The sequence below is a fragment of the Cryobacterium algoritolerans genome (assembly GCF_004402785.1).
Lineage (GTDB): Bacteria > Actinomycetota > Actinomycetes > Actinomycetales > Microbacteriaceae > Cryobacterium > Cryobacterium algoritolerans.
Genome location: NZ_SOFP01000043.1, coordinates 38139 through 49736 on the forward strand (window position 1 = coordinate 38139; position 11598 = coordinate 49736).

Consider the following 11598-nt stretch of genomic DNA (forward strand, 5'->3'; position numbering starts at 1 on the left):
CGATAGGTTCCCTACTATGGCCTCAGACCACTACTTCACCCCGGCACCCGACAGCGCCCTGAAACTTCGGCAGATCACTGTTTCGCTGGGAGGCGAGGATCGGCATCTGACGACCGCCAATTCGGTCTTCAGCCCCGACCACATCGACACCGGCACCCAGGTTCTGATCGGCAACGCTCCGACTCCGCCGCCGGGAGGCGATTTCCTCGACCTCGGCTGCGGCTGGGGCCCGATCAGCCTGCATCTGGCCCTCGCCTCGCCCCGCGCCACCATCTGGGCGGTCGACGTGAACGAGCGTGCGCTCGATCTCGTGCGGTTGAATTCGGAGAAGCTGGGCCTGACAAATGTCACGGCCGTACTGCCGGACCAGGTGCCGGCGCATCTGAGCTTCCGCACAATCTGGTCGAACCCGCCGATCCGGGTCGGCAAGAGCGAGCTGCACAACCTCCTGCACACCTGGCTGCCGCGCCTCGAGCCCGACTCGGATGCCTGGCTCGTCGTGCAGCGCAACCTCGGCTCCGACTCTCTGCAGCGCTGGCTCGACGGCGACCTCCCCGTCGAGTTCGCGACCAGCCGCCACGCCATCAGCAAGGGCTTCCGGGTACTGCGCGTCAAGCGCCACGGCTGACCGGCGGCCCGGCCGGCGTTGCTAGCCCAGACGGAAGACCCCGTCGAAGACCAGCTCGGCTGGGCCGGACAGTGACACGTGCTCGCCGTCCTCGGTCGGGAACATACGCACGCCGAGCACGCCACCTCTGACTTCCACCCGCCACTGGTTGGGTGCCCCTGCTCCGGCCCAGTGCCGGGTGGCGAGGGCGGCCGCCGCCGCTCCCGTGCCGCAGGACAGGGTCTCGCCGCTTCCGCGCTCATGCACGCGCATCCGGATGCGGCCGACGCCGTCGACGACGAGCGGGTCGTTCGGCACCACGAATTCGATGTTCGCTCCCGCCGGCGGCTCCGGTTCCAGCTGCGGAACAAAGGTGAGGTCGGCGTTCTCCAGTTCGGCATCGTCCGCCAGGGCCACGACAACGTGTGGGTTACCCACGGTGATACCGAGGCCCGGGCGGGCGACGGCCAGGTTCTTCGCCCGCACGAGTGGTTCGCCGCCGTCAAGCCTCCACCGGCCGAGGTCGACCTGGTAGCCGGCTCCGCCGCGTTGCACATCCCGCACACCCCCGCGGGTTCCGATGTTGAGGGTCTCCCCGCCGGCGAGCATCGCCAGCCCCTGCTCCACCAGGAACCGGGTGTACACCCGGATGCCGTTGCCGCACATCTCCGAGACCGTGCCGTCCGCGTTCCAGTAGTCCATGAACCATTCGGCCTGGTCGTCCTCAGCCAGCGCGGCCGCGCCCGCGTCGAGGCTGCGCGAACGCACCGCGCGAATGATGCCGTCGCCGCCGATGCCGAAGCGTCGATCGCAGACGGCGCGGATCTGATCGGGGGTGAGGTCGATCAGTCCGTCGGGGTCGGCGAACACGACGAAATCGTTGCCCGTGCCGTGGCCCTTGGTGAAATTCAGATCCAGTCCCATGGGTCCAGTTTAGGAGGGCAGCACCGCCGGCACTCCACCGTCGATCCGCTCGAGAGCCTGCTGCACCCGGTCGTTGGCGGCAGACTCGATCCAGTGCGTGTCCGCGGACCGTTTGAACCAGCTGACCTGTCGCCGGGCGTAGCGCCGCGTGAATTGCTGGGTCTGTTCGATCGCCTCGGCTTGAGTGAGGGTGCCGCGCAGTTGGCCGAGCGCCTGCGCATAACCGATGGCCCGACTGGCGGTCGCCCCCGTCTCGATGCCCGCTGGGATCAACGCTTCCACCTCGTCGGGCAACCCCGCGGCCCACATCGCGGTGACGCGCGCGTCGAGGCGGGGCGTGAGCTCCTCCCTGGGCGAGCGCAGCCCGAGCGTGACGCTTGGCCGCCAGTAGACCGGTTCGCCGGGCAGGGGCGCGGCGTGCGGGGCACCGGTCAACTCGACGACCTCGAGGGCGCGCACGAGCCGACGGCCGTTGCTCGCGCCGATCCGGGCCGCGGCGGCTGGGTCGACGGCCTTCAACCGGATGAAGAGGGCGCCGGGGCCGAACTCTGCCAGGTCGGCCTCCAGCCGCGCCCGGAGCACGGGGTCGGTGCCGGGGAACTGGAAGTCGAAGATCACCGCCGACACGTAGAGGCCGGAGCCGCCAACGAGGATGGGCACGGCGCCCCGCCCGATGATCTCGGTGATGGCCACCCTGGCCTCCACCTGGTAGCGGGCGACAGTGGCCTCATCGGTCACCGCCAGCACGTCGAGGAGGTGATGTGGGACACCGCGGCGCTCGGCCATCGAGAGCTTCGCGGTGCCGATATCCATGCCGCGGTACAGCTGCATGGCATCCGCGTTGACAATCTCCGCAGACCGGCCGCGCGCGGCCAGGCCTTCGGCGAGGTCGAGGGAGAGTTCGGACTTGCCGGTTCCGGTCGGCCCGACCACCACCACAAGTCCCGCGCCTGCCCCCGTCCCCGTGTCGACGTCGTGCACCCGGTTAGCGCTCCCCGTCTGTGACGTCGTAGATCGGGCTCGTCGAGACCTCGCCGCGCGCCGCGCCGGCTGACCCGGTCGATCGCGGTCCGGCCTGCGGCATCCCGAGCGTGGGCATCCCGAGGGAGACCGCGCCACCCGAAGCGGACGCGCCGCCATGGCTGGGCACGCCGCAGGCCTCCGCCTCGAACCGGTCCCAGGCGTCGCCGGCCCTGGTGCGCCGGATTCGTAGCGGGGAGGCGTCGAGCGAGTCGGCGATCAGGTGAAACGGCGCAGCCTGGGTCACGGTCACGGTGACGATGTCGCCGGGCCGTGGCAGCTCGGAGCCTGCCGGGACGTCGAAGTGAACCAGTCGGCTGTCGGGGGCTCGCCCGCTCAGTCGATGGGTGTCGGCATCCTTGCGGCCCTCGCCGTTGGCGACCAGCAGGTCCACCTCTCGGCCGATAACCGCCTGGTTCTCCTCCCAGGAAATGCGTTCCTGAAGTGCGGCGAGGCGTTCGTAGCGATCCTGAACGACCTCCTTGGGCACCTGGTCGGCCATGGTAGCGGCGGGGGTGCCCGGCCGGATCGAGTACTGGAAGGTGAACGCGGTCGCGAACCGTGCCTGTTCGACCACGCGGAGGGTGTCCCGGAAGTCCTCCTCGGTCTCGCCGGGGAACCCGACGATGATGTCCGTGCTGATGGCCGCATGGGGCATCTGTGCCCGCACCCGGTCCAGAATTCCGAGGAACTTCGCGGAGCGGTAGGAGCGACGCATCGACTTGAGGATGCGGTCAGAGCCGGACTGCAGGGGCATGTGCAGCTGGGGCATCACCGCCGGGGTCTCGGCCATCGCATCGATCACGTCGTCGGTGAACGCGGCGGGGTGCGGGCTGGTGAACCGGATGCGTTCCAGCCCTTCGATTCGGCCGGCGGCGCGCAGCAGCTTGCCGAACGCGAGGCGGTCGCCGAATTCGACGCCGTAGGAGTTGACGTTCTGGCCGAGCAGGGTGACCTCGATGGCGCCGTCGTCGACGAGCGACTGGATCTCGGCGAGAATTTCGCCCGGTCGACGGTCTTTTTCCTTGCCGCGGAGGGCCGGCACTATACAGAAGGTACAGGTGTTGTTGCAGCCGACCGAAATGGATACCCAGCCGCTGTAGCTGGAGTCACGCTTGGTCGGCAGGCTGGACGGGAAGGTTTCCAGTGCCTCAAGGATCTCCAGCTGGGCCTCGCCGTTGTGGCGGGAACGTTCGAGCAGGCCGGGCAGCGATCCCATGTTGTGGGTGCCGAACACGACGTCGACCCAGGGGGCCTTGGCCAGGATCGTGTCCTTGTCCTTCTGGGCGAGGCAACCACCGACGGCGATCTGCATACCCTCGTGGCGGCGCTTGACCGATGCCAACTGGCCCAGATTCCCGTAGAGCTTGTTGTCGGCGTTCTCGCGCACCGCACAGGTGTTGAGTACGACGATGTCGGCCTCATCGCCGTCGGCGAGAACGTAGCCGGCCGCCTCGAGCGAACCACTCAGGCGCTCAGAATCGTGCACGTTCATCTGGCAGCCGAAGGTGCGCACCTCGTACGTTCGGGCCCGGCCGTTCGCATCTCTTGCCGCCGTGGACGGAGCGATCACAATGCGGGTCCGGGTCATCGGGTCGTCCTCGGTGCTCGCTGACGGTGGACTCAGCGTCATGGCGCTGGAAGAATCGAGTGCGGGGGTGCTGCGGGTCGTCATAGTGGCCCCAGTTTACGCGTCGAACCCTGAGTGCGGGAATGGGCGGACCGGTGCCGTCTGGGCAGACTGACCGGTGTCCCCCCGGCCACCCCGCCTGGCGGCTCTTTTCGAGGCAACCCGACCGGGAAGGGTGGAACTCCGACCTAGCGGAACCGGACGTGGGAGGCTCCGCCGGAACCCGACCGGGATGCCAGGGCGGCCTTCACAGCCACGCGCACCGCGGTGGAGGCGTATCCCTTGCGCATCAGGAACCCGGTGAGCCTCCGGTCGATCGTCTGGTCGTCGAGGCGGCCCAGTTGCTGCACCCGCTTGCAGGCCAGTTCGATGGCACGCTCCGCCTCGTCGTCGGGGAGCTCCTCGAGCTTTTCGAGGATCAGGTCGTGGTCGAGTCCGCGCCGGCGCATCTCGGCCTGGACCCCGGACCGGCCGAGACCTTTGCGTTCGTGGTGGCTGTGCAGGATCTGGTCGGCCAGCTTTTCCTCGTCGATGTAGCCGAGTTCGGCGAATCGTTCGATCACGTCGTCGATCTCGTGTTCGGCGATCTCGGTACCGGCGAGGATGCTGCGGGCCTCCGTGGCGGACAGCGAGCGTGCGCGCAGCCGCTGCAGCAGCAGCTGCTCCGCATGCTCCCGCTCGACCGCATGCTCCCGCTCGACCGCGTCGACGGCTTCGGCCGCGCCGACGGCTTCGGCCGCGTCTGCGGCTGCCGTGGAAACAGGGCCATACCCGTCTGCCGGCCCTGGCTCCGCGGTCCCTCCGGGACCGGCCGGTGCAGTCCCCCTGAGGTAGGTGACGGGCGCGAGTGACCCGTCAGGCGCAGCGACTGGACCCGACTCGACTACGGGGTCGCCGGACAGCGCCTTCGCCGCGGCCCGCGCCTTGCTCCTCGCACGGGCGGCGCTGATCGGGGTGACCTCGTCGGCCGGTTCGAAGTGCACCATCGCGGCTAGGCCCCCTTACGGGCGGCGAGCTTCGTCGGGCCGGACTTGGCATCCACGCCGGCTTCCTTCGCCGCGGCGGCCTCGGCGGCTGCGGCAGCGGCGTCGGCCGCGAGCTGGGCCTTCTTCGCTGCGGCACCCTCGGGGCCCACACCGAGCTTGAAGAGGATCTTCTTCTCGATCTCATTGGCCATGTCGGGGTTCTTGAGCAGGAAGTTCCTGGAGTTCTCCTTGCCCTGGCCGAGCTGGTCGCCGTCGTAGGTGTACCAGGCACCGGACTTCTTGACGATGCCTTGGTCCACGCCGAAGTCGATCAGGCTGCCCTCACGGGAGATCCCGATGCCGTAGATGATGTCAAATTCGGCCTGCTTGAACGGCGGCGCCATCTTGTTCTTGACGACCTTGACCCTGGTGCGGTTACCGACGGCCTCGGTGCCGTCCTTCAAGGTCTCGATCCGGCGGATGTCGAGGCGGACCGACGCGTAGAACTTGAGCGCCTTTCCGCCGGCGGTAGTCTCCGGGCTGCCGAAGAACACGCCGATCTTCTCGCGCAGCTGGTTGATGAAGATCATGGTGGTGTTGGTCTGGCTGAGGCCACCGGTGAGCTTGCGCAGGGCCTGGGACATCAGGCGGGCTTGGAGCCCGACGTGCGAATCCCCCATCTCGCCCTCGATCTCGGCACGAGGCACGAGGGCGGCGACGGAGTCGATGACGATCAGGTCGATCGACCCGCTTCGCACGAGCATGTCGGCGATCTCGAGCGCCTGCTCGCCGGTGTCGGGCTGGGAGACGAGGAGAGCGTCGATGTCCACGCCGAGCTTCCTGGCGTATTCGGGATCAAGTGCGTGTTCCGCGTCGATGAAGGCGGCGATTCCGCCGCCCTTCTGCGCATTGGCGATCGCGTGCAGGGTCAGCGTGGTCTTGCCCGAAGACTCTGGACCGTAGATCTCGACGATGCGGCCGCGCGGGAGCCCGCCGATGCCCAGTGCGACGTCCAGCGCGATGGAGCCGGTGGAAATGGTCTCGACCGGGGCCCGCTCGTCGCTACCCAGGCGCATGACCGAACCCTTGCCGAACTGGCGGTCGATCTGGGCGAGCGCGGTATCGAGTGCCTTTTCGCGATCTGCTGCTGATGCCATGGTGGACTCCTTCGGTCGTGCGTTTCGGCGCCTATAGGCTGTCGACCGCGGCGTCCGGGAAGACCCCGGGTGCCGTTCTCGACAAGGCATTCGCTGTCTGTCTCTGACGAAATCTGACTGTACGCCGCACCGCCGACACTGGTCGGAAACTGTGGCGCACGGGGACAATTCGTCGTCGACGTCCGCTGTTGAGGAGCCTATCAAAATACGAACACGCATTCGATATTTTGGTTCGCGGTGCTGGCGTGTCGTCGAAACTCGGCTGCGGAGACCGGAAGCAGGGGGTTGCTATTTTCGGGCAGCCGGAAGACCGGCCCCGTACCAACGGCTCTTCGGGACATCCGTCTCGGCGCAGAGCGCCAGCCACACGTCGCGCGCCGACGCACCGCCGGCCAGGGCCTGGTCGGCGGTGCGCCCGAAGGCGGTGAGGATGAGGTCGCGGGTGAGTACCCGACCGTAACCCTCGCCGAATTCCTCTTTCAGGGCTTGACGGAATTCACTCAGGCGCATGCCGAAACCACACGAGTCGTCGCCGTACTCGTCAGCGGACCATCAACCCGGTGTCGAAGTTGGCGACCAGTTCGTCCGGAACGGTGTCCGGAAAACGATCGATTCCCTCGATGACCGCGAGACGATCGCCGACCTCACGCATGATGACCGAGATCGGGGTGTCCAACGCGTCTGCGACGGATGCCAGGATTTCACTGGACGCTTCCTTCTGACCTCGCTCGACCTCGCTCAGGTAGCCGAGGGCCACGCTGGCCTTGCTCGCAACCTGACGCAGAGTGCGCCCCTTCTGCAGGCGGAAGTCCCTAAGCACATCGCCGATTTCCTGTCTTACGAGAATCATCGGAACCTCCTTCTTGTACCTTCTAAGTACCGCTTGTGAACTACGGTCGTCTGCTGTCTGGTGTGGCGGATGGACTGCAGTACTACATTCATCCGACACCCTGAGACTACCGACGACTACTGGACTTTTCTTGTGAATCTTCTCTGTGTAACCGACGTGTCGTGGGAACTATTCCGGGCGGGAACGGGCTATCAGGGTGTGCACAGCTTCGACCGCCCTGGCCACGGTTTGTTCCCGGATCGCCGACCGGTCACCGGCCAGGATGAGCGGAATCGCCCACCCGTCGCCGCCGCGGGACAGCCCGAGGAAGACGGTGCCGGGGACCTGCCCGCCCTGCGGGTCCGGACCGGCGACGCCGGTCGTCGCGATGCCCAGATCGGCGGCCCGGCCGGCGATCGCCAGTCTGGTACGCACCCCCAAGGCCATCTGGATGGCGACCTCAGGGTGCACCGGCCCGTGTTCGGCCAGGAGCTCGGTGTCCACGCCGAGCAGGGTGTGCTTGAGCTCCGTCTGGTAGGCCACGACTCCCCCGTTGACGCAGAAGGAGGCGCCGGGGATCCGGATCAGTTCGGCCGCGAGCAGGCCGCCGGTGAGCGACTCGGCAACGGCGATTGTGAGGCCGGCAGCGGTCAACGCCCCGACCAGGGCGGCCGTCCGGTCCGGAAAGGCAGTCATCGACGTCAACTCGCGGCTGCGGCGCCGCGGTTCTCGCGGCGGGCGGCGAGGAGGTAGTCGATCCCGGTGACCACGGTCGCGACCAGAGCGGCGGCCATGACTGTCCAGTTCAGCCAGAAAACCCAGTCACCCAGCAGCAGCCAGAGCGGCACCAGGGCCAGCGAGATCGCCACGGACTGCAGCACCGTCTTGAGTTTCCCGCCCCGGGAAGCGGGGATCACCCTGTCCTTCAGCTTGGCGAAGCGGAAGACCGTGATGCCGATCTCGCGAACGAGGATGACGATGCTCACCCACCACCATAATTCGCCGAGGATCGACAGCGACACCAGGGCGCCGCCGGTGAGCACCTTGTCTGCTATCGGGTCGAGCAGCTTGCCGAGGTCGGTGACCTGGTTGTTGCGACGGGCAATCGCGCCGTCGATCCCGTCGGTGGCGATCGCGATGATGAACAGCACGGCGGCGGCCCAGCGGAGGGCGCCATCCCGGCCTGCGTCGGCCAGGAGCAGCCAGATGAACAGCGGGGCAAGCAGGATCCGTACGATCGTGATCAGGTTGGGTAGGTTCCAGTTGCTGGGGCGCGCGACAGGCGTGAGTGGTGTGGCCATCGGTCATTCCCTGTCGGTCAGTTGCCAGGCATCCTCATCGGGTGCAGCCTCTTTCTCAGGGTACCCCTCCGACATCTTCGCGACCGGGTCGCCCGCGTACCGGGAGTCGGGGGCGCTGTCCGCCTGGTGTGCGGCGGCGGCCTGCGCGTTGGCGGCGGCCGCGTGATGCTGCTCGTCCGAGCCGCGCAGCAGCGCGAGCACGCTCGGGAGCTGTTCGACCGTGACGAGCACGTCGCGGGCCTTCGACCCCTCGGATGGGCCGACGATCTCGCGGGACTCGAGCAGGTCCATCAGGCGTCCGGCCTTCGCGAAGCCGACCCGCAGCTTCCGCTGCAGCATCGAGGTGGACCCGAACTGGGTCGACACCACGAGTTCGGCGGCGGCAAGCAACACCTCGAGGTCGTCGCCGATGTCGGAGTCGATCTCCTTGCGCGGGGCGACCATCGAGACATCCGGCCGGTAGTCGGGGCGGGCCTGTTGAGTGACGTGCTTGACGACGCGTTCGATCTCGGCCTCGTTGACCCAGGCACCCTGCACCCGGATCGCCTTGGACGCCCCCATCGGCAGGAACAGGGCGTCACCCTGACCGATCAGCTTGTCGGCGCCGGGCTGGTCGAGGATGACCCGGGAGTCGGTGACGCTGGTCACGGCGAAGGCGAGCCGTGAGGGCACGTTGGCCTTGATCAGCCCGGTGACGACGTCGACGCTGGGCCGCTGGGTGGCCAGGACGAGGTGGATACCGGAGGCGCGGGCGAGCTGGGTGATGCGCACGATCGAGTCCTCGACGTCGCGCGGGGCGACCATCATCAGGTCGGCGAGCTCATCGACGACGACGAGGAGGTAGGGGTAGGGCTTGAGGGTGCGGGCGCTGCCGGCGGGCAGCACAATCTCGTTGTTCACGACGGCCTTGTTGAAGTCGTCGATGTGGCGGAAGCCGAAGCTGGCCAGGTCGTCGTAGCGCATGTCCATCTCTTTGACGACCCACTGCAGGGCCTCGGCGGCCTTCTTCGGGCTGGTGATGATCGGCGTGATCAGGTGCGGCACCCCGGCGTAGGCGGCGAGCTCGACCCGCTTCGGGTCGATCAGCACCATCCGCACGTCGCTGGGCTTGGCGCGCATGAGCAGGCTGGTGATCATCGAGTTCACGAAGCTCGACTTGCCGGAGCCGGTGGAACCGGCGACGAGGAGGTGGGGCATCTTGGCGAGGTTGGCGATGACGAACCCGCCACCGACGTCCTTGCCGACGCCGATGGTCATCGGGTGGGTGCTGTTGGTCGCGGTCCCGGAGCGGAGCACGTCGCCGAGGGTGACGATCTCGCGGTCGGTGTTGGGGATCTCAATGCCGATGGCGCTCTTGCCGGGAATGGGCGAGAGGATGCGCACCTCATTCGAGGCGACCGCGTAGGAGAGGTTCTTGCTCAGCGCGGTGACCCGTTCCACCTTGACGCCGGGGCCGAGTTCGATCTCGTACTGGGTCACGGTCGGACCGCGGGAGAACCCGGTGACCTTCGCGTCGACCTGGAACTGGCGGAGCACCTCGGTGATCGACTTCACGATCTCGTCGTTCGCGGCCGAGCGTGCCTTCGCCGGCGGGCCCTTGGTCAGGGTCGTGTTCGACGGTAGCTGGTACGGTGCCGCCGGTTCGGGGGCCGCCGCCTCGGGGCGCGGAGCCAGGGCGGCCGAGTCGAGCTCGTCGAAACCGGGCAGCACCTCGGTGAGTCCGGTCGGGTCGTCCGCGTACAGGCCCGTCGCCGAGCCCCGCTGCACGTCGATCTCGCCGGTGAAGCGCTTGATGGCGTTTTCGGCGCGCAGCAGGTCCTCGAGGACCTCGGTGCCGTAGTGGTCCTTGTTCCTGCCCGAGGACGGCTGGGCGCTCTCCAGTGCGGTGTCGAAGCTGCCGCGGCCGTCGCCGCCGAGCAGCGTGCTCAGCGGGTCGGATGCCGGCGGCTCGGCCTCGCCGGCGGGGTGCGCATCCGAGCTGACCGGGCCGCTGAAATCGGGGTCTTCCTCACGCTTGCTGGTGTTGCGCCGCCACCAGGGCAGGGTGTTGGTGTCTTCGTCGACGCCGTCGAGTTCTACCTGCACGGTCTTCTCCAGCTTCGCCTCCCGGGCAGCCGCGCGTTCCTCGGCGTTGGGGAGTTGCGCGCCGAACAGCCAGGCGTAGAGCTCGCGGCTGCGCGCGCCGATCCGGTTCGGCGGTGTCTTTGTGATGATGAAGAGGCTCAGGGCCAGCAGCAGGATCACCACGATGGTGGCGCCGATGGTGGTGGTCAGGTAGATCAGCGGGGCGGCGACCATCCAGCCGATCACACCGCCGGACAGGGCGAGCACCTCCATGCCGTCGCTGGGGGCCGGCTGACCGCCGAAGACATGGCAGAGGCCGGACACCGACACGAGCAGCAGCGAGAGGCCGATGCCGATCCGCCCGTTGTCGTGCACCGAGCTGGGTTTGCGGAAGAGCCAGACCGCGAAGAGAAGCATGATCACGGGCAGGGCGAACGCGACACGGCCGAACAGGCCGCCGAAGGTCCAGGCGTCGAAGGTCTGCGCGACAGGGCTGTTGATCAGGAACCACTCGATCACCGCCCCCGCGATGGCGAGGAGCACGAGAAAGAACGGCAGGCCGTCGCGGCGTTCATCTTTGGAGAGTTGTTCGGGGCCGAGGGCGCGGGCGGCGCCGCCGCTGACATGGGCGAGCGCGATCCAGATCCGGGCTAACAGTCCGGGGCCCGGGTCGCCGGCTGTGAACTTGACGGTCTTCTGGCTCGCCGTCTTCCCGACTGGTTTGCGCGCCGGGGTGCCGCGCGCAGTCGTGCTGCGGGCACGCCCGGTCGACTTCGTGCTCGTGGCCATGAAAACAACGGTACCGCCGCGCCCGCGATTCGGGGTGATCCCACGCCCACATGCCGGGCGAGCCCGTCGAAATCACGCACCGGTCGGCGATGGAGGCTGTCGAAATCACGCACTCGTCGGTGCTTGACCCTGTCGAAATCACGCACCGTCGGTGATTGAGTCTGTCGAATTCAGATTCGATTAAGTTATCCACATCTTTGACTTTCTCTCATATTTGTGTTCCTGTTTCCGTAGAATTGCGGTATGTCCACCACCCTCCGCGACCAGAGCCCGGCCCGGCCCACCGCCGCCCCGCTCGCGGACCGGCTGCGC

General features: G+C 67.7%; 11 protein-coding genes. 1 reads left to right on the forward strand and 10 read right to left on the reverse strand.

Annotated elements, in window-relative coordinates:
* Positions 1-16 precede the first annotated feature (16 nt).
* Positions 17-628, forward strand: a complete 612-nt coding sequence (locus tag E3O19_RS07980) for a class I SAM-dependent methyltransferase (RefSeq protein ID WP_134566807.1) — start codon at positions 17-19, stop codon at positions 626-628.
* A 21-nt stretch (positions 629-649) separates the two neighbouring features.
* Here the strand turns inward: E3O19_RS07980 and dapF are convergent, their stop codons facing one another.
* From dapF to E3O19_RS08030, 10 genes are all read right to left on the reverse strand, one after another.
* Entirely contained in the window at positions 650-1531 is an 882-nt protein-coding gene (gene dapF / locus E3O19_RS07985) for a diaminopimelate epimerase (RefSeq protein ID WP_134566808.1), read from the reverse strand.
* Positions 1532-1540: 9 nt separating this feature from the next.
* Complete coding sequence (gene miaA / locus E3O19_RS07990; protein WP_134566809.1) at positions 1541-2512, reverse strand: tRNA (adenosine(37)-N6)-dimethylallyltransferase MiaA; 972 nt, start codon at positions 2510-2512, stop codon at positions 1541-1543.
* Positions 2513-2516: 4 nt separating this feature from the next.
* On the reverse strand, positions 2517-4142 hold the full coding sequence (miaB, locus tag E3O19_RS07995; protein ID WP_134566820.1) for a tRNA (N6-isopentenyl adenosine(37)-C2)-methylthiotransferase MiaB: 1626 nt from the start codon (positions 4140-4142) through the stop codon (positions 2517-2519).
* 227 nt (positions 4143-4369) lie between these two features.
* A complete protein-coding gene (locus tag E3O19_RS08000) occupies positions 4370-5167 on the reverse strand; it encodes a regulatory protein RecX (protein WP_134566810.1) in 798 nt (265 codons plus the stop codon).
* Between the two features lie 5 nt (positions 5168-5172).
* The gene (gene recA, locus E3O19_RS08005) at positions 5173-6303 is read right to left on the reverse strand and encodes a recombinase RecA (protein ID WP_134566811.1); all 1131 of its coding nucleotides are present in this window, start codon (positions 6301-6303) and stop codon (positions 5173-5175) included.
* A gap of 288 nt (positions 6304-6591) precedes the next feature.
* Entirely contained in the window at positions 6592-6813 is a 222-nt protein-coding gene (locus E3O19_RS08010) for a DUF3046 domain-containing protein (protein ID WP_134566812.1), read from the reverse strand.
* 31 nt (positions 6814-6844) lie between these two features.
* Positions 6845-7153, reverse strand: a complete 309-nt coding sequence (locus E3O19_RS08015) for a helix-turn-helix domain-containing protein (RefSeq protein ID WP_134566813.1) — start codon at positions 7151-7153, stop codon at positions 6845-6847.
* 168 nt (positions 7154-7321) lie between these two features.
* Positions 7322-7828 (reverse strand): CinA family protein, encoded by a 507-nt coding sequence (locus E3O19_RS08020; protein WP_134566814.1) that lies wholly within the window; start codon positions 7826-7828, stop codon positions 7322-7324.
* Positions 7829-7833: 5 nt separating this feature from the next.
* Positions 7834-8433 carry a CDP-diacylglycerol--glycerol-3-phosphate 3-phosphatidyltransferase gene (gene pgsA, locus E3O19_RS08025; RefSeq protein WP_134566815.1) on the reverse strand — a complete coding sequence of 200 codons (600 nt, stop codon included), beginning with the start codon at positions 8431-8433 and terminating at the stop codon, positions 7834-7836.
* Between the two features lie 3 nt (positions 8434-8436).
* Positions 8437-11286, reverse strand: coding sequence for an FtsK/SpoIIIE family DNA translocase (locus tag E3O19_RS08030; RefSeq protein ID WP_134566816.1), 2850 nt, complete (start codon positions 11284-11286; stop codon positions 8437-8439).
* Between the last annotated feature and the right edge of the window lie 312 nt (positions 11287-11598).